The organism is Acinetobacter sp. FY731, from assembly GCF_059515905.1.
On sequence record NZ_JCAKNB010000001.1, the window covers coordinates 60,095 to 78,173 of the forward strand.

An 18,079-nucleotide genomic window follows, 5' to 3' on the forward strand; every position below is an offset into this window, starting at 1 on the left:
AAATCGGCTAGATGGAAATACAGATTAATCGGCAAAATAACTGTAACAAACTTAAAGAAATTCTTTATTTTCAGATAAAAATTTTGAATGTATAAAAATTTTAACCACATGTTTTAACTATATTGATCATTCTAAAGGAGTTCTGCCCATTAAAAAGAGTTTGAGCAATCTTTATCTACATTTTAATTTTGGGCAGAAACCTAAATTGAATTCAACACATTGCTTATTTAGATAGACTATTCAACAAATAGACCACCGCATCACCCGCAATTTGCAATGATTCTGGATCAACCTGATCAATTGTGTCGCATTTTTTGTGATAACACGGCGCAAACTCAAGTTCATCTCCGTTCATTTGCTCATTAAACATAATGATGGAAGTCACAGGAACTTTACCTAAAAAGGGTGCTGTATCACTTGCTGTTAAAGTTGATACATCTTTTTTCAACGTAATTTTTTTATCTTTAAAAAACTCAGATAACGTATTTTCCAATGCAATATCGCCAGCATGAGTAGGAACTGCTCGCAAACTATCTAAAACTGGCTTGTAATCATTTTCATCCATTTGGCGTTCTTTAAACAATTTTTCCATGTCCGTTACCGATGATTTAGACGCATCAGCAATCATGACATCTGGATTTTTTGTTCCAACCATATCTACATTAATATAGGCCTTAATGCCTTTTAATTGTTCAGCACTTAACTTTTTTACATAGTCTTGTGAACCCGCAATGCCTGTTTCTTCAGAATCCCAAAAAGCAAGAACAATTGTATTTTGAGGTTTTTCTTTCGAAGCCTTTAATTGGTACATTAAATCTAGAAGCAATGCGACACCTGAAGCATTGTCATTAATCCCCGGTCCCATTTTTACAGAATCATAATGTGCGCCTAGCAATACGACTGATTCATTCGTTTGTCCTGGAATTTCTACAAATATATTTTGCCCCACCACTTTTTCACGATTTTCAAACGCTAACATTTGTACCTGTAAACCCGCTTTTTTTGCCTCATCTAAAATGTATTTTGCAGATGCCATTCCACCTTTTGTACCTACAGCACGATTCCCACCATTGGCTTGTGCAATTTTTTGAAAGGCAACTAAGTGAGTCATCATACGTGTACTATCAAGTTTAATACTTGGGTCAGATATAGCTGCTGAAACCTGTGATGCTCCCTCTGATCCACCTACTGTATTACATGCCGTTAAAGAAAAACCTAAAGATACTGCTACGGCTAAAGCCAAAAATTTACTATTTTTCATTTTCAAAATCCTAAAACCCTTTGTTATTTCTTTTAAAACGTAAAACACATGCAAATTTTAAACACTGCACTCATAATTAAATATATCTTTTACGTAAATTCACTGATAGAACCATTTAAATAAAAGACAAGCTACGTCGCACTCGACTAGAGCTTTGTTTCATTTTTTGGCATGATAATAAACAAAGAGATGAGCGAATAACGATAAATGATGCAAATGAGATGGTTAGAACTACTTTCAACAGTTCGTTTAGGCAGTAAAAAGCAAAGTACAGAACAAGCACGAAGCCCTTATCATAAAGACTATGACCGCATTATATTTTCGCAAAGTTTTCGACAGCTCAACCGTAAAACTCAAGTCCACCCCCTAACACAACACGATGGTATTCACACTCGCCTCACCCACTCATTAGAAGTGTCCTGTATTGGGCGTTCATTGGGTATGCTTGCTGCTGAAAAAATCCAAGATGAATTACCGCCTTGGATTACCCCTGCCGATGTAGGCGCAATTATTCAAGCAGCCTGTTTAGCACATGATATTGGCAATCCGCCCTTTGGACATGCTGGTGAATATGCCATTCGTGAATGGTTTGATGATGCCTCGCATACAGACTTCTTAAAAGATTTAAGCCCTGAACAAGAAGCCGATGTACGTCAATTTGAAGGCAATGCACAAGGTTTACGCCTTTTGACCAAAATCGACTATCACCCGAACAATGGTGGCATGCGTTTAACCTATGCCACCTTAGGTGCTTACTTAAAATATCCTTGGTTATCTAAAACCATCAGCTCACAAGGTGATATTCCTGCAAGCCAACGAGCAAAATTTGGTTGTTATCAATCTGAAAAAGAAATTTTGGCACAAATTGCAGAACAGCTCGGTTTAATTCAACTTGGTGATTACCATTACTGCCGTCATCCACTTACCTATCTATTAGAAGCTGCTGATGATATTTGTTATGCCTTAATTGACCTTGAAGATGGCATTATTTTAAATATGCTGACGTACGAAGAAGTCGAACCTATTTTCTTAGATTTGATTGGCGACTATGGAACACCTGAAGAACTGGCACTGACTACAACAACATGGCAACAAAAAATTGCAGCTTTACGTGGTCGAGTAATGAAACGTCTAGTCGATGAAGTGACCACTGCTTTTGCCCAAAAACATGGTGAAATATTAATGGGGCAACTTTCAGGAAGCTTATTACAGTACTGCTCACCTGATATTGAACTCGGTATTAATAAAGCAAAAAATCTTGCAAAAAATAAAATTTTCGAACATCCGCAAAAAGCAGGTTTAGAAATTATTGCCCATCAAAGCTTACAACATATTTTAGATGCTTTTATTCCACTCACCACACCAAATAAAACATTAAGTTTTAAAGAAAATCGATTATTCGCAATTTTAACACGTGCAGGCACACACTTTTCCGATGATCATTATGACAACATCATGCAAGTACTTGATTTAATTTCTAAGTTTTCAGATCATCAAGCTTATAATTTGGCTCAAGAGCTACAAGGAAATAAAGCAGGTTTACTCTAAATCCATAACTCAGCATTTTTTGAACGAATTGTGTGGATAATTGCATAGATTATCCACAAACATTCAATTGGATTTTTTGCCTTTAAAAGCAATCACCACTACTATTAGCGTATTAACAAAGAAGCGAAAACAAACATGATCGGATGTCTTATTGGCGAAGTATTAGCATTGGAAGCACCCACCGTTGTTTTAAATGTAAATGGTGTTGGCTATGAAATAGATACACCACTATCTACATTTTGCCAATTACAGAAAGGTCAAAAAGCAACAATTTGGACTCACTTAGCCGTTCGTGAAGATGCTCAATTATTGTATGGTTTTTTAGATTCACGTGAAAAAACCATTTTCCGTACTTTATTAAAAGTAAATGGCGTTGGGCCAAAAATGGCACTTGCGATTCTTTCGACACTCAGCGTAGAAATGCTTGTTCATACCGTTGAAAATGAAGATGTGAATACACTTGTTAAAGTTCCGGGTGTAGGCAAAAAAACTGCTGAACGCCTCATGATTGAACTACGTGATCGCTTCAAAGCCATGTCTACAAGCTCACAACTAACCAATTCAACAGTAGAACAAATTCAGTTCACAGGAAATTCTGCTGTTGCTGAAGCCGAAGCAGCTTTACAATCATTAGGTTACAAACCACTTGAAGCGCAGAAACTTGTAAATGCAGTAAAAGGTGAATTGACCGAAGCAGGTGAAATTATCCGTGCAGCATTAAAGTCGATGAATAGATAATTAGCCGATTAGAGAAGAATCAGAATATATGCAAGACCGTTTAATTAGTGGTTCTGAAAAACCTGAAGATCATTTTGATCGTGCCATTCGACCAACCTCACTCGATGACTATATTGGTCAGCCTGTGGTTCGCGAACAAATGGAAATCTTCATTGGTGCAGCACGTGGTCGTGGCGAAGCACTCGATCACACGCTTATTTTTGGACCGCCGGGTTTAGGTAAAACTACACTTGCCAACATTATTGCCCGTGAAATGGGTGGTAATTTAAAGTCGACTTCAGGACCAGTTCTTGAGCGTGCAGGTGATTTGGCAGCCATGCTGACCAACTTAGAAGAAGGTGATGTTCTCTTTATTGATGAAATTCACCGTCTTTCGCCTGTAATTGAAGAAATTCTTTACCCTGCAATGGAAGATTACCAACTCGATATTATGATTGGTGAAGGTCCTGCTGCACGTTCAATCAAGTTAGATTTACCACCTTTCACTTTAGTTGCAGCAACAACTCGAGCAGGCTTACTCACCTCTCCGCTTCGTGACCGTTTTGGTATTGTTCAGCGTTTAGAATTCTATTCTGTTGAAGACTTAACGCACATTGTTTCTCGTTCTGCAAACCTAATGGATGTGCCAATGACAGACGATGGTGCAAAAGAAATTGCACGTCGTGCGCGCGGCACACCGCGTATTGCAAACCGTTTATTACGCCGTGTTCGTGATTATGCGCAAGTGAAAGGCACAGGTGAAGTAACACAAGAAATGGCACAACTTGCCTTAGATATGCTGAAAGTAGATAAAGATGGTTTAGATACTTTAGACCGTCGTTATTTAAGTATGTTGTTAGAGCGTTTTGATGGTGGGCCTGCTGGTGTGGAAGCTTTGGCTGCGGCTATGGCGGAAGATTCGGGTACGCTTGAAGATGTAATTGAGCCTTATTTAATTCAGCAAGGTTATGTTATGCGTACCGCACGTGGTCGTATTGCCACAAATATGGCGTATTTACAGTTTGGTTTAACACCGCCAGAGCCGAAAGAGAAATAATAAAAAGCAGCTTAGGCTGCTTTCTTAATAAAAACTTTCTTTAAATCCTGATTAAGCTTGTTCATTAAGCTCATATTTAATTTAAAAAAATCACGCCCTAATGATTCACAGTCTGTCTGTTCATTAAATGCATTTATAAGAGATAAGATCTTTTCTTTTAAATCTTTAAATAACCCACTATATTCATCATCATGCATATCTAGATAAATTATTAATGACTCAATTTTAATTAAAGATTTTAAAATAATTTCAATTTGATCATTTGATTCCTTAAAGATATCTTTAGAAACAACTTCTCCATGTTTTTTAACTCTACTATTTAATAAAACTAGAGTAGCACTCCAAGTATTTATCAAATAATCTAACTCATCTTTGATTTTAATTACTTCATCAATCCATACTTTATTTTGTAAAACAAATAATTCTAATGTTCTAAGTTTTTCCTGACTCTTTATAAGCTCAATATTACTTTTAATCTGACTTTCACTAGTTTTTTTTACAACATAAATAGTTACTACAAATGCCAAGAATGAAATGAACAATGCTCCTATCGAAATCAAATCAGGATTTTGTTCGATTTTAACAATTAATTTTTGATCTGACGGCTGTTGTAAAACCAATGCTTGCGTATTTTGTTCTGCCACTTTTATCTCTAAATTATTTTCCCCATAGCAAAGCTACAAAATCAACCAAACAAAATCAACAACTTAAAATAAAAAAAGTAATCTTAAAAAAATAAAAACAGGTCTTAACCCTTTTTTCAATTAAGCATTTTAAATTGATCACACTTAAAACCATTGCATAATTTTTAATCACATATTATTATATATTTGTGACTTGCATCACATAATAATTATTCTTAATAAAAACAGATCACCAACACTAAACACAATAATAAGTACTAAAAAATCCAAATAAACACAGGATACTAACAATGAAAACTCTAATTATTATACTTTGTACAAGTATTGCCCCTACACTACTTTGGGCAAACACTTCATCATGGAATTGCCAAAATACAATCAATGAAATTAGATGTAAAAACAAAACTTGTCATTCTAGTTCTGTTTTAGATTCTTCATTCAAAGTTTCTATTCAAGGTCATTCAAAAGTAACAGTATGCACTCAAAAGAAATGCTGGAATGGTCAGGCTATTTCGCAAAGTAACGCAAATCAAGAACTCTATACAATTAAACAATTTGGCTGGACAACTCAAAACCAACCAAATGCAAATTACACTTTAGCTGTGAACAACTCAACAAACAGCCTATATCTTCAAGGCAATGAAAAAGTACATCCTCTTCAATGCCAACTTGCATAAACCTAAAACATGATTATTTAAAAATATTCAGGAGAAACAACAACATTAAAGTGCATTTATTACGCTTTTAGCTTCTATCTAAAACATAACTCAAGGTGCGCACAAACCCAAAAACCACAAAAAACCATACAAAACAAATACTTACAAAATATCCTATGAGTTATTTTTATGACTTTATACTAAGCTAAATATACTTACACTCAATGACTTAAGTTTGAAACCTTGTGCCATAGGACAACAAAGTCATTATGATAAAATTCTTGCCCTGAAAAACACGGCTTTTATCAAATATTTTCGTAAAATATTAAGTTAAAATTTGAGTCAAAAGTTTCTAAAACACTTTGAAATAAAGAAATGGGATACCAAAATGGCGAATAAATTCGAATTCAACATTCGTGTATATATTGAAGATACCGATGCTGGTGGTATTGTTTACCATGCAAATCATATTCGCTTTATGGAACGCACTCGTACAGAATGGCTTCGTGCTTCTGGTATAGATCATTATTGGCATCAAAAAGATTACAATTTTGTGGTACATAAAATTAACTTAAAATATTCACGCCCAATTCTTATGGATGATTTAATAACAGTCACTGCGAGTGTTGTTTCTTGTAAAGCTTCATCTTTTGTATTGCAACAGAATATTTATCGTGGTGAAATTATGTTGGCATCTGGTGAGGTCGAATTGGCATGTATTAATGCAGATATGCGACCATCTCGTCTCCCAGAAGAAATTCGTGAACTAATTCTAAAAGAATTGGAACAAGACTAAAAAAAATTAATTGGCTCAATGTAATTATGGCAACACAAATAGAATCTACCCTGCACGTTTCTGATCTTATTCTCCAAGCAAGTCCAGTTGTACAACTAATTATGCTTTTGCTTCTTTTAGCATCATTATTTAGCTGGTACTTAATTGCCAAATTACATATGAGCTATAAAAAAGCTCAAGCAGAAGATGACCATTTCCAAAAAATCTTTTGGTCTGGTGCAGAATTAAACACTCTATATAACAATGCTCAGCTCAACTCAAAACGAGTTGGCTTAGAAGATATTTTCTATCAAGGTTTAGGAGAATTCCTGAAACTTAAAAAGCGTAATGCATCATCAAATCAAACAATTGAAGGTACAGAACGTATTTTACGTGTTGGTTTAAGCCGTGACCAAGGTTATTTAGAACAAGGCTTAGGTGCGCTTGCAAGTATTGGCTCTGTTGCACCGTATGTAGGTTTATTTGGTACCGTTTGGGGCATTATGAATGCCTTTATTGGTCTTGCAGATGTAGACCAAGTTACCTTAGCCACTGTAGCTCCTGGTATTGCAGAAGCCCTCATTGCAACAGCTATTGGTCTTTTTGCCGCAATTCCTGCTGTATTAGCATTTAACCATTTCACAGCTAAAGGCGAATCTATTTATTCAGACCGTGCTTTATTTGCTGAAGAAATGATTGCACTATTACAACGTCAATCTTTAGATTCAAATCAGGATCAAAAATAATGGCGATTCAACGTTCAGGACGCTTCGAGCGTATCAAAAAACCACTAAAAAGTGAGATGAACGTCGTTCCCTATATTGACGTGATGCTTGTACTTTTAGTGATTTTCATGGTGACTGCGCCAATGATCACAAGCGGAATTAAAGTCGATCTACCTCAAGCAAATAGCACCCCAATGGAATCCAAAGATGCGCCCGCTATTGTCAGCTTAGATAAAGATGGACAATATTTCTTACAGTATAAAGATCAAAAAGCCGATCAACCTTTAGAACTTGCAGAACTTACGGCTATTTTAAGTCAAGCTCAACAAACCGCAAAAACTGAAAACAAAGAACTTAATGTAGTCATTGAAGGTGAAAAAACACGTTCATACGGTGAAGTTATGTCACTCATGAACAGTCTTCAAGAAGCGGGGCTTACTCAGGTAGGTTTGCTTACAGAGCCATTAAAATAATTTATGAAAGATTTCAACAAGCCTCCTTTCAAACAGAATTCAATTGCAATTGCTTTCACACTTGGTGTGCATGTTATTGCAATTGTTGGCTTGCTTTATTTGGGCATGAGTAAAGCACCTGAACCACCAAAGCAAATCAAAACTGTTTTAATAACGCCTGAAGATTTAAAACCTGTAACTCGTGAAGTGACAGAGTTTGAAGAAACAGCTCATACAAATGTAAAAGAAGAAATTACACAGACTGCTGAACCAAGTGTTGAAGCTCCTGTTATACCAACCACACCGCCTGCAAATACCCAAAAAGCAAAGCAAGAAGCACAAAAAGCAGAAGCTAAGGCTGCTGAAGATGCAAAAATGGCAAGTGAAAAAGCCAAAGCTGCTGCGGATGCAAAAGCGATAGCAGATGCACAAGCTAAAATGGCAAATGATGCTAAAGCAAAAGCTATTGCGGATGCTAAAGCTAAGGCTGCCGCTGAAGCAAAAGCTGCTGCGGATGCAAAACTGAAAGCAGCAAATGATGCTAAAGCAAAAGCTGCTGCGGACGCAAAACTGAAAGCGGCAAATGATGCTAAAGCAAAAGCTGCTGCGGACGCAAAACTGAAAGCGGCAAATGACGCTAAAGCGAAAGCTGCTGCGGATGCAAAACTGAAAGCAGCAAATGATGCTAAAGCAAAAGCTGCTGCGGACGCAAAACTGAAAGCGGCAAATGATGCTAAAGCGAAAGCTACTGCGGATGCAAAGGCAAAAGCGGCAAATGACGCTAAAGCGAAAGCTGCTGCGGATGCAAAGGCAAAAGCGGCAAATGATGCTAAGGCTGCTGCAGACGCGAAAGCAAAAGCTGATGCTGATGCAAAAGCATCTGCAGCAAAAAAAGCCGCTGAAGAAGCTGCCACTAAAAAAGCGGAAGCCAAACGAATTGCCTCTTCAGCCAAGCAGGATTTTGAAAATAAAATTAAACATGCATGGGATACACCATCAGGTTCATCGGGTAAACGTGCAACTGCACGCGTTACTCTAAGTGAAAGTGGTGCGGTGCAATCTGTTGTTGTTAATTCCAGTGACCCAGATATGAAAGCAAGTATTGAAGCTGCCGTTCGCGCTGCTGCACCATACCCTATGCCTTCAGATCCAGATGCACGACGCGAGGCAAGATCATTTACCTCAAGTTTTACATCAAAATAGTAAATGCATTAACACCAAATAAAGCCATTGACTAAAACAATGGCTTTATTTAATAATTTTTTGTTTTATTTTTAAACACTTTTATATTGTTTTAACAGTTCTTAATAATCATTTACTTTAAATATAATAAAATCGTGCCATTATGTGAAACAAACACAATAAACCATTTGATTTGAGTTAATAACGAATGATGGAAAAAACTCGTAAACATCTACTCTGCCTAGCTATTCTTACCTCTTTAGGTGCAACCATTTCAATTTCTGCACATGCACAGTTGCACCTAGAAATTGCTAAAGCACCTGAAGAAGCTCCCAAAATTGCAATTATTCCTTTTGCAAATGATTCTAGTCTTTATCCTATTATTGAAACTGACTTAAATCGTTCAGGTAAATTCGCAAGTGCATCACAAAACCTCCCTGCCACGGCAAGCATGAACAACCCAAATGCTGCTGCTTGGCAAAGTGCTGGAGTTCCTTATGTTGTAACAGGAACAACTAAACAAAATGCGGATGGTGCATACGAAATTCACTATCAATTATATGATGTTCAAAAACAACAATATTTGTTAAACGAATTACTCACTGTTCCTGCCTCTCGTTTACGTGCAGCAGGACATATGATTAGTGACACCATTTATGAAGCACTTACAGGCATTAAAGGTGACTTTAGTGGCCGTATTGCTTATGTGTTACGTAATCCAGCAACACCAAATGAACGCTATACATTACAAATTGCAGATACAGATGGTGCACAACCACGTACTGTACTAACTTCACGCGATCCTATTCTTTCCCCTGCTTGGACACCTGATGCGAAAAAAATTGCATACGTTTCATTTGAAACTAAACGTCCTGCAATTTATGTTCAAGATTTAGCAACAGGTCAGCGTGAAAAATTAGCAAGCTTCCGTGGCTTAAATGGGGCACCAAGCTTCTCGCCAGATGGCAAAAGCATGTTATTTACAGCTTCTATGCATGGCAACCCTGAAGTTTATCAAATGAACTTACAGACTCGCGAATTGCAACGTATGACAAATGATAGTGCAATTGATACAGAAGCACGCTATGCACCCGATGGAAAATCATTTATTTTCACTTCTGACCGTGGTGGTTCTGCACAAATCTATACCTATAACTTAGATACAGGCTCAACCAAACGCTTAACTTTCCGAGGTGCATTCAATGCTCGTGGAACATTAAGTGCAGATGGTAAAAAGTTAGCTCTTGTACACCGCCCTAGTGGTAGTAATTACAAAGTTGCTATTCAAGATTTAAACTCGGGTATTACCAATATTTTAACACCAACAAGTTTAGATGAATCTCCAAGCTTCTCTCCTAACGGACAAATGGTGGTATATGCAACACGTGAAGGAAATCGTGGTTTATTGTCAGTTATGTCGTTAGATGGACGTTTCCGTATGAACTTACCAAGTGAACAAGGTGAAGTTCGTGAACCTGCATGGGCACCTAAATAATTTTAAAATTTCAAACTAACTTTAGAGATCAATACTATGAAAACTGTTAAATTTTTAGTTTTACCACTTTTAGCTACCGCTTTAGTTATGACGGGTTGTGCAAGCCGTAAACCTGCAAATATAACGGATGCAACACAATTTCCAAATGGTGCAGGAAGTGTAAACACTTCAGGTTTAAGCGAAGATGCAGCATTAAATGCACAAAACTTAGCTGGTGCTTCTTCAAAAGGTGTAACTGCTGCAAATAAAGCATTTTTAGCAAAACGTGTAGTTCACTTTGACTATGACAGCAGTGAATTAACCAACCAAGACTATCAAACACTTCAAGCACATGCCCAATTCTTAATGGCAAATGCAAACTCACGTGTTGCACTTACAGGTCATACAGATGAGCGTGGCACACGTGAATACAACATGGCTCTTGGTGAGCGTCGTGCAAAAGCTGTTGAAAACTTCCTTGTAACAACAGGTGTTAACCCAGTTCAACTTGAAGCTGTAAGTTATGGTAAAGAAATGCCTGTAAACGCAGGTCATGATGAAAATGCATGGAAAGAGAATCGTCGTGTAGAAATTAACTACGAAGCTGTTCCACCACTTTTAAAATAATATTTTGAGTTCTACATAAGACATCAAAAATAAAAAAGCACTTCATTTTATGAGGTGCTTTTTTATATCGGTTTATTCGAAATTCTTTTAAGTTTGAGGATTTTCTTCCGAGCTTTGCATGGCTTCTATTAAATCGTGTTTATTTACTTTTTTATACTCAGGCTTAGCTTCATAATCTTTCCATGCTGCTTTTACGCTATCTACAGAAATATCATCAAGTTTAATTGCCTCATTAGGCGTTGGAGTCTTATCAAACTTTAATGTTGTCATTTTTCACTCTCCAATATTTTTCAATTATTTATATCAACATAGCAGTTCCTAAAATAGTTGCAAGGGTAAAATCACGTCAAATAGTGTAGTTTAATTTTTCTTTTAGCGCGTTCTGCTCTAAAATAGTCCGCAATATTGTTTTTGATAAGTCTTATCAATCCTATTTTCGGAGTTTCCCTACCATGTCATACCTCACCCTCGATCAATTCTTACAAAAACAAAGTGGTAATTTAACACCTGAACTTGCTCAAGTTATTGAAACAATTGCCAACACTTGTAAAGATATTGATCAACTTTTACAAAAGGGTGCTTTAGCAGGTGTTTTAGGTAGCGCACAACACGAAAACGTACAAGGCGAAGAACAAAAGAAATTAGATGTTATTTCTAATGACTATTTAATCGATGCTTTAAAAGTACATCCACATGTAGGTGGTTTGGCTTCTGAAGAATTAGACGAATTTACCCCAGCACAAGAAAATGGTGAATACCTTGTTTTATTTGATCCATTAGATGGTTCAAGCAACATTGATATCAACATGTGCGTAGGGACTATTTTCTCTATTTTGCCTGCAAAAAATGCAGTTACTCAAGCTGAAGATTTCATGCAAGCAGGCGTAAATCAAGCTGCTGCAGGTTACGTACTTTATGGCCCATCTACAATGATGGCATTAACAGTTGGTGCAGGTACTGTATTCTTTACTTTTGACCCTGAATCTAAAGAATTCTTACTTACTTCAGACAATATTCAAGTTGCTGCTGATACTAAAGAATATGCAATTAATGCATCAAACCAACGTCATTGGGAAGCACCCGTAAAACGCTATATCGATGAATTACTAGCAGGTAAAACTGGTCCACGCGAAAAAGACTTCAATATGCGTTGGGTTGCATGTATGGTAGGTGATATTCATCGTATTCTTTGCCGTACAGGTATTTTCATGTATCCATACGATACAAAAGATCCTAAAAAAGCAGGTCGTCTACGTTTAATGTACGAAGCAAACCCTATGAGCATGCTTATGGAGCAAGCTGGTGGTGCATCTACCACAGGTCGTGTACGTATTTTAGATATCCAACCAACTGAACTTCATCAACGTGTTCCTGTTGTTATTGGTTCTAAAAATGAAGTTGACCTTGTCACTCAATACCACAACTAATTTCAAAAAATGAAAGTAAGTCATGCAAACTGCATACTTACTTTCATGGATAAAATCTCCCATGCCAGCTTTTTTTCTAGATTCAAAAGATAATCCTAAAATTAAACACTTACGTGGTTTAATTGATCAAAATGCTTATCGTAAAAAAAACCGTCAAACTGTACTTGAAGGCACGCATTTAAGCCTTGCTTGGTTAGAACAGAAACGCCCTATCGTTTCAATTTTTACAACTGAAGTCGCTTATAGCCACCCAGATTTAGAAAAAATTGTTTCTTTATACGATGGCAATGTCTTTGTATTAAGCGAATCTTTATATAAAGATTTAAGTACTTTAGGTACATCTTTGGCTTGTCTTGCAATTGTAGACTTACCTACATCTCGTGATGCTCTTAATTTTACTGAAGACACGCTTATTTTAGACAACATTCAAGACCCAGGTAACGTAGGTACTTTATTACGTTCAGCTGCAGCAGCAGGTATTGAGCAAGTTGTATGTACAAAAGGCTCTGCTTCTATTTGGTCACCACGCGTTTTACGTGCGGGAATGGGTGCACATTTTTCATTAAATACGTATGAAAATGTGGAACTTGAAGATATTTTAAGTAAATTCACCATTCCTGTTTATGTTACTAGCTCACATCAATCTGAAAGTTTATATAGCAAAAACTTAAGAAAACAATGTGTTTGGATTTTAGGTAACGAAGGGCAAGGTGCATCTAGCTATGCTTTAAAAAATGCCGAAGCTGTTGCCATTCCACAACCCGGTGGTCAAGAATCTTTAAACGTAGCAATTGCAGGTTCTATTTGCTTCTTTGAAATGGTTCGCCAACGCCTTTAAAAACATCGTTATTTTATTTTAAATAAGCTAGCCCTTATTTAAAAATAGATTACACTAGAAAAATAATAACTTGTGATGTCAACCCAACCATTGTTTTCAACGTTATATAGAATATAAACTTGTTAATGATGGTGGGGATTCAATGACAGGATTTTCCATCTCTATGGACTCAGCACCCAAACAGTCTCGGATAGAAACACCAAGTACTCTTAAGAGTACTGCCGAACTTCGCCTAAAAAACTTCATGAATGAAGTTACAGGCCGTGCTTTAGTTATGATGGAAAGTGCAACTCAGGGACATCATGGTATTGCAATGGATTTGGTACAAGAAGCTTTTATTTCTTTACACAAATCTTATTCAGACAAAACCACAGATGAATGGTATCCCCTGTTCTACACCATTTTAAATAACAAATTACAAGATTGGCGCCGTAAAGAAGCTCGTCGCGCACAACCTTTTTCTTTTTTTAAAAAAGTGAGTTTAGACGATGACGATATTGAACAACTTGATATTGTAGATGAAAGCACACCCAATCCTTTTGATTTTTTAGATCAAGCTCTTGATGCTGAAGAAATACAAAATGCGATTGCGCAACTTCCAACACGTCAACAACAAGCTTTTATGCTTCGTGCATGGGAAGGATTTGATACTAAAACCACTGCACAAGTTATGAATTGCACCGAAGGCAGTGTAAAAACGCATTACCACCGAGCAATTCAAGCTTTGCGCTTAAGTTTGTCACACATGAATCCATATACAGGAGGATCATCCGAATGAAACAAGATGATTTCTTAAAACAAGTTTCTTCCAAGCTTGATGGACTCGCACAGCATCACCAAAATAAGCCTGCTGTGATGAACCATGTTTTGGAAAAAATCCAAGATAAAAAGCAATCTAGATACGGTTTTTTTAAAATGTCTGGATATGCTTTAGCAGCAGCAATTACAGGATTTGTAGTACTTCCAAATGCATTGGATATTACAACTCAACCTGAAAATCAGGCAGTTGTAACCCCAAAACTTTCACCTCAAATGGTTGAAGATTTGGAAATGTTAATGGTGATGGGCGAGGACCAAGTTCAACATGGTAGCTAAAAGAAGATTAGTGCTTACATTTTGCATACTTGGTTTTTTGCAAACAAGTTTCGCAGGCTTTGATCGTTTTTGGTTTTTTTCCAAAGATGCAGATACACAAGTCAGCGATACTTGGGACAGCATGAGCGAAGAAGAACAACAAGCACTGATTAAACGCTACCAATCTTTAAATAAAGAGCTCCCCGCATCTGCTCGAAACTCATTACAACAACGTATGGATTGGTTTAGCCAACTTCCTGAAGCAGAAAAACAGCAAATGCGAGAAGCTTGGCAAAAAATGAGTACGCAAGAGCGTAAAGAGTTAAGCCAACGTTTACAAAATGCTGCGCCAGAAAATCGTGCAATCATTCGTGAAGAATATATTCAAAAATATAAAACAACATATAACAATTAAAATAGTACAGCTAAAATAAAAAGGTCTCTTCTGAGACCTTTTTATTTAATATTACTATGAGTCATATTCATCAATTAAGGCATAAATTTGACGAATATTAGAACCACTTAATTTCGTTTTCTCGCCTTTTAATAACTGAATAAGCTTTTCAATGAGTTTTAACAAATCTGAAGTTTGATGAGGACCATGTGCTAACAAATAATCAACGATTTGCTGATCAATATGAACTCCTCGACGCTCTAGAACAGAATTAACCAAAGCAAGTCGATCGGCAAATAAGCTTCCACTAGGTACCTTAACGCTTACTGCTTGCGTTAAACGTGACTGTAGATCTGGTAATTCAAGTTTAAGTTCTATTGGTGCAAAACGAGATGAAAAGACCAATTGACCGCCCATTTCATCACTATAATTAATTAAGTGAAAAACAGCACGTTGCCAATGAGGAACTCCACTAATCGCTTCAATATCATCTAAAGCCACTAGGTCGTACTGATCAAGTGAAGTAATTGCTTCTGTTGGTGCATCTAACAACTCTAGTAAAGAAACATGAATTGCCGTTTTACCAATTTCTAAATAAGAATCGCAAATGGCAGACAATAAGTGGCTCTTTCCTGTTCCTGCCCCGCCATATACGTAAAATCGATTTAAGAGTCCTGCGTGCAATTGTCTTACTGCATCGACAACATGCCCCCAACCTGGACCCGAAAAATCACTAATTCGGGCATCAAGCTGTGGTTCTATGTCTAGCTGCAATTGACGCATAAATATATTATAACCCTAAGAATCTTTATTATCTGAAGCTTCAATACTACCCGATTTTTCGCTCTCTTGCAGTGCTTTTGCCTGATGCTTTTTCAGCTCAATATCCACTTCAATTTCGTCTGTTTCAATACTTATAGAGCCAGTTTGAACATCTTGTGAAACTGCAATATGTGGTTGATACATCTGACTTTGTTCATAGTAATCTCGAAGATGCTTCAACAAGACAACAATAACAGCCGCAACAGGTAATGCAAGTAGCATTCCTAAGAAACCTGCAAGTTGTGCTCCAGCTAACACTGCGAACACAACAGCAACAGGTGACAAACCAATTTTATCGCCCAATAAGAATGGCTGAAGAATATATCCCTCGATTGCTTGACCAATCATGAAAACAATACCAACTAGTAACAATTGCATCCAATCTAGACCGAACTGGAAAAATGTCGCAACTGCCGCAGCAATAATTCCAACAGCAAATCCTAGATACGGAATAATACTAGCAAGCCCTGCAATCATGCCAATAATCAAGCCAACTTCCAAACCAATAAGCTGTAAACCTACGGCATATACAACGCCCAAAAGGAACATCACAAGGAACTGTCCCTTAACAAATGCACCTAAAATGTTATGGCATTCACCCACAATTTTCAGTGTCGATTTTTCATAAGGACGAGGGATAAGTCGACGTAAACTATCAAGCATTTTTTCCCAATCTAGTAAAAAATAGAATGAGATAATTGGAATTAAAACAACCGTTCCACCCACCTGAATAAAGCTCAATCCTGACTGTGCTAATCTTGCAATAACAGTCTGAATACTATCTGCACTATAGTTAGTTTGAATATATTCCATAACTGCCGCAGAAATTTGATCTACATCTAATTCCATAGGAACAAGATCAAATGTATGCGATGACCAAGGTAAAAAAGTATAATTAACCCAATGAATTCCAGCAGGAATACTCGATTTTGCATACATTAACTGTTGCCAAACCAAAGGAGCTAAATACCACATAGCCCAAGTAATAACGAGCCCTATACCTATAAAAACAATACTAATAGCTACCCAACGAGGTAAACCGATCTTATGAAGCCTATCTACAAGCGGACTAAATAAATACGCAATTAAAAGTGCACCAAGAAATGGAATAAGCACGGGCTTTAATAGATATAAAACCCAAAGAAGCAATACAATTCCGACAAGGATAAAAATGCGACGTAAGGTGCGATCTACCATAGGAACTCGCCTTTTTTCAGTATATTCATTATAGAAAGTAAAATATTTCGATAAAGATAACATTTTAAAGCATAAATAGCATAAGAGTTTCGTATATTCAGGTTATAATCCCCGCGCGAATGCGGAGACTTCAATATGAGCAACTCAACTTCTACCCCAAACACTGGTTTAAGCTACAAAGATGCAGGTGTCGACATTGAGGCGGGCGACGCGTTAGTCGATCGTATCAAATCTGTCGCTAAGCGTACTGCACGTCCTGAAGTAATGGGCGGTCTAGGTGGCTTTGGCGCACTTTGTAAAATTCCTAAAGGTTATGAAGAACCTGTTCTTGTATCTGGCACAGATGGTGTTGGTACTAAATTACGTTTAGCATTGAATTTGAACCGTCATGACACAATTGGTCAAGACTTGGTTGCAATGTGCGTAAACGATCTTCTCGTATGTGGTGCCGAACCATTATTCTTCCTAGACTACTATGCAACTGGTCACTTAAATATTGATGTTGCTGCTAATGTAGTAACAGGTATTGGTGCTGGTTGTGAACTTGCAGGCTGCGCATTGGTTGGCGGTGAAACTGCTGAAATGCCAGGCATGTATGAAGGTGAAGATTATGACCTTGCAGGTTTCTGCGTAGGTGTAGTTGAGCAAAGTAAAATTATTGATGGCTCTAAAGTTAAAGCGGGTGACGTTTTAGTTGGTGTTGCATCATCTGGTGCTCACTCAAATGGTTACTCATTACTTCGTAAAATTTTAGACGTTAAAAATGTCGATTTAACTCAAAACGTAGATGGTCGCCCTCTTGCTGATGCAGCAATGGAACCAACTCGTATTTACGTTAAACCAATTCTTGAATTGCTTAAACATGTAGATGTTCATGCAATGGCTCATATCACTGGCGGTGGTTTACCAGGTAACCTACCACGTGTATTACCAAATGGTGCACAAGCAGTTGTGAATGAATCATCTTGGGAATGGCCAGAATTATTCAAACTTCTTCAAAAAGAAGGTGGTGTTGAACAATTCGAAATGTACCGCACATTTAACTGTGGCGTAGGTATGGTTCTTGTTGTAGATGCTAATGATGCAGATAAAACTGTTGAAATGCTAAACACTCTTGGTGAAAAAGCATGGACAATGGGTCACATCGCAGACAACGCCGAATCTGTTGCGGGTGCTGACGAAAAAATCCGTGTGATTTTCGCTTAATAG

General features: G+C 37.2%; 21 protein-coding genes. 16 read left to right on the forward strand and 5 right to left on the reverse strand.

Going from position 1 to position 18,079, the window contains the following annotated elements; translation table 11 throughout:
* Positions 1-223 precede the first annotated feature (223 nt).
* Positions 224-1,261: a M20/M25/M40 family metallo-hydrolase gene (locus AC5YC8_RS00320; RefSeq protein ID WP_496163191.1), complete on the reverse strand. Its 1,038-nt coding sequence runs from the start codon at positions 1,259-1,261 to the stop codon at positions 224-226.
* A 207-nt stretch (positions 1,262-1,468) separates the two neighbouring features.
* On the opposite strand from AC5YC8_RS00320, the gene AC5YC8_RS00325 reads away from it, so the two are divergent.
* The 3 genes from AC5YC8_RS00325 to ruvB all read left to right on the forward strand — a co-directional run bounded on the left by AC5YC8_RS00325 (position 1,469) and on the right by ruvB (position 4,583).
* Positions 1,469-2,809 carry a deoxyguanosinetriphosphate triphosphohydrolase gene (locus AC5YC8_RS00325; protein ID WP_496163192.1) on the forward strand — a complete coding sequence of 447 codons (1,341 nt, stop codon included), beginning with the start codon at positions 1,469-1,471 and terminating at the stop codon, positions 2,807-2,809.
* A 135-nt stretch (positions 2,810-2,944) separates the two neighbouring features.
* A complete protein-coding gene (ruvA, locus tag AC5YC8_RS00330; protein ID WP_496163193.1) occupies positions 2,945-3,547 on the forward strand; it encodes a Holliday junction branch migration protein RuvA in 603 nt (200 codons plus the stop codon).
* Positions 3,548-3,575: 28 nt separating this feature from the next.
* Positions 3,576-4,583 (forward strand): Holliday junction branch migration DNA helicase RuvB, encoded by a 1,008-nt coding sequence (gene ruvB, locus AC5YC8_RS00335; RefSeq protein WP_496163194.1) that lies wholly within the window; start codon positions 3,576-3,578, stop codon positions 4,581-4,583.
* Between the two features lie 11 nt (positions 4,584-4,594).
* Here the strand turns inward: ruvB and AC5YC8_RS00340 are convergent, their stop codons facing one another.
* Positions 4,595-5,227 (reverse strand): hypothetical protein, encoded by a 633-nt coding sequence (locus AC5YC8_RS00340; protein ID WP_496163195.1) that lies wholly within the window; start codon positions 5,225-5,227, stop codon positions 4,595-4,597.
* Positions 5,228-5,517: 290 nt separating this feature from the next.
* Here AC5YC8_RS00340 and AC5YC8_RS00345 point away from each other — a divergent pair, with 290 nt between their 5' ends.
* The 7 genes from AC5YC8_RS00345 to pal all read left to right on the forward strand — a co-directional run bounded on the left by AC5YC8_RS00345 (position 5,518) and on the right by pal (position 11,118).
* Positions 5,518-5,904: a hypothetical protein gene (locus AC5YC8_RS00345; RefSeq protein WP_496163196.1), complete on the forward strand. Its 387-nt coding sequence runs from the start codon at positions 5,518-5,520 to the stop codon at positions 5,902-5,904.
* A gap of 367 nt (positions 5,905-6,271) precedes the next feature.
* Positions 6,272-6,679, forward strand: coding sequence for a tol-pal system-associated acyl-CoA thioesterase (gene ybgC, locus AC5YC8_RS00350; protein WP_496116681.1), 408 nt, complete (start codon positions 6,272-6,274; stop codon positions 6,677-6,679).
* Between the two features lie 26 nt (positions 6,680-6,705).
* The gene (gene tolQ, locus AC5YC8_RS00355; protein WP_496116680.1) at positions 6,706-7,404 is read left to right on the forward strand and encodes a protein TolQ; all 699 of its coding nucleotides are present in this window, start codon (positions 6,706-6,708) and stop codon (positions 7,402-7,404) included.
* Positions 7,404-7,856, forward strand: a complete 453-nt coding sequence (tolR, locus tag AC5YC8_RS00360) for a protein TolR (protein WP_496116679.1) — start codon at positions 7,404-7,406, stop codon at positions 7,854-7,856. Before tolQ ends, tolR begins: the two co-directional genes overlap by 1 nt.
* A 3-nt stretch (positions 7,857-7,859) precedes the next feature.
* A complete protein-coding gene (gene tolA, locus AC5YC8_RS00365) occupies positions 7,860-9,038 on the forward strand; it encodes a cell envelope integrity protein TolA (protein WP_496163197.1) in 1,179 nt (392 codons plus the stop codon).
* Positions 9,039-9,228: 190 nt separating this feature from the next.
* Positions 9,229-10,512 (forward strand): Tol-Pal system beta propeller repeat protein TolB, encoded by a 1,284-nt coding sequence (tolB, locus tag AC5YC8_RS00370; RefSeq protein ID WP_496116792.1) that lies wholly within the window; start codon positions 9,229-9,231, stop codon positions 10,510-10,512.
* A gap of 36 nt (positions 10,513-10,548) precedes the next feature.
* The gene (gene pal, locus AC5YC8_RS00375; RefSeq protein ID WP_496116677.1) at positions 10,549-11,118 is read left to right on the forward strand and encodes a peptidoglycan-associated lipoprotein Pal; all 570 of its coding nucleotides are present in this window, start codon (positions 10,549-10,551) and stop codon (positions 11,116-11,118) included.
* Positions 11,119-11,205: 87 nt separating this feature from the next.
* On the opposite strand, the gene AC5YC8_RS00380 is transcribed toward pal, so the two are convergent.
* Entirely contained in the window at positions 11,206-11,388 is a 183-nt protein-coding gene (locus tag AC5YC8_RS00380; RefSeq protein ID WP_496116676.1) for an NF038105 family protein, read from the reverse strand.
* A gap of 182 nt (positions 11,389-11,570) precedes the next feature.
* Here AC5YC8_RS00380 and AC5YC8_RS00385 point away from each other — a divergent pair, with 182 nt between their 5' ends.
* The 5 genes from AC5YC8_RS00385 (at position 11,571) to AC5YC8_RS00405 (ending at position 14,872) form a co-directional block, all read left to right on the forward strand.
* Complete coding sequence (locus AC5YC8_RS00385) at positions 11,571-12,545, forward strand: class 1 fructose-bisphosphatase (RefSeq protein ID WP_496116675.1); 975 nt, start codon at positions 11,571-11,573, stop codon at positions 12,543-12,545.
* A 61-nt stretch (positions 12,546-12,606) separates the two neighbouring features.
* Entirely contained in the window at positions 12,607-13,383 is a 777-nt protein-coding gene (locus AC5YC8_RS00390) for a TrmH family RNA methyltransferase (protein WP_496116674.1), read from the forward strand.
* A gap of 163 nt (positions 13,384-13,546) precedes the next feature.
* Positions 13,547-14,161, forward strand: coding sequence for an RNA polymerase sigma factor (locus tag AC5YC8_RS00395; RefSeq protein ID WP_496163375.1), 615 nt, complete (start codon positions 13,547-13,549; stop codon positions 14,159-14,161).
* Positions 14,158-14,478, forward strand: a complete 321-nt coding sequence (locus AC5YC8_RS00400; RefSeq protein ID WP_496116673.1) for a hypothetical protein — start codon at positions 14,158-14,160, stop codon at positions 14,476-14,478. The genes AC5YC8_RS00395 and AC5YC8_RS00400 overlap by 4 nt, the downstream gene beginning before the upstream one ends.
* A complete protein-coding gene (locus AC5YC8_RS00405) occupies positions 14,468-14,872 on the forward strand; it encodes a DUF3106 domain-containing protein (RefSeq protein WP_496116672.1) in 405 nt (134 codons plus the stop codon). The genes AC5YC8_RS00400 and AC5YC8_RS00405 overlap by 11 nt, the downstream gene beginning before the upstream one ends.
* A gap of 54 nt (positions 14,873-14,926) precedes the next feature.
* Here the strand turns inward: AC5YC8_RS00405 and hda are convergent, their stop codons facing one another.
* On the reverse strand, positions 14,927-15,634 hold the full coding sequence (gene hda, locus AC5YC8_RS00410) for a DnaA regulatory inactivator Hda (RefSeq protein ID WP_496116671.1): 708 nt from the start codon (positions 15,632-15,634) through the stop codon (positions 14,927-14,929).
* 15 nt (positions 15,635-15,649) lie between these two features.
* On the reverse strand, positions 15,650-16,870 hold the full coding sequence (gene cxpE, locus AC5YC8_RS00415) for a chloramphenicol efflux transporter CxpE (protein WP_496116670.1): 1,221 nt from the start codon (positions 16,868-16,870) through the stop codon (positions 15,650-15,652).
* A 135-nt stretch (positions 16,871-17,005) separates the two neighbouring features.
* Between cxpE and purM the strand changes: the two genes are divergently transcribed.
* Positions 17,006-18,076, forward strand: coding sequence for a phosphoribosylformylglycinamidine cyclo-ligase (purM, locus tag AC5YC8_RS00420; protein WP_496163198.1), 1,071 nt, complete (start codon positions 17,006-17,008; stop codon positions 18,074-18,076).
* The last annotated feature ends 3 nt before the right edge of the window (positions 18,077-18,079 follow it).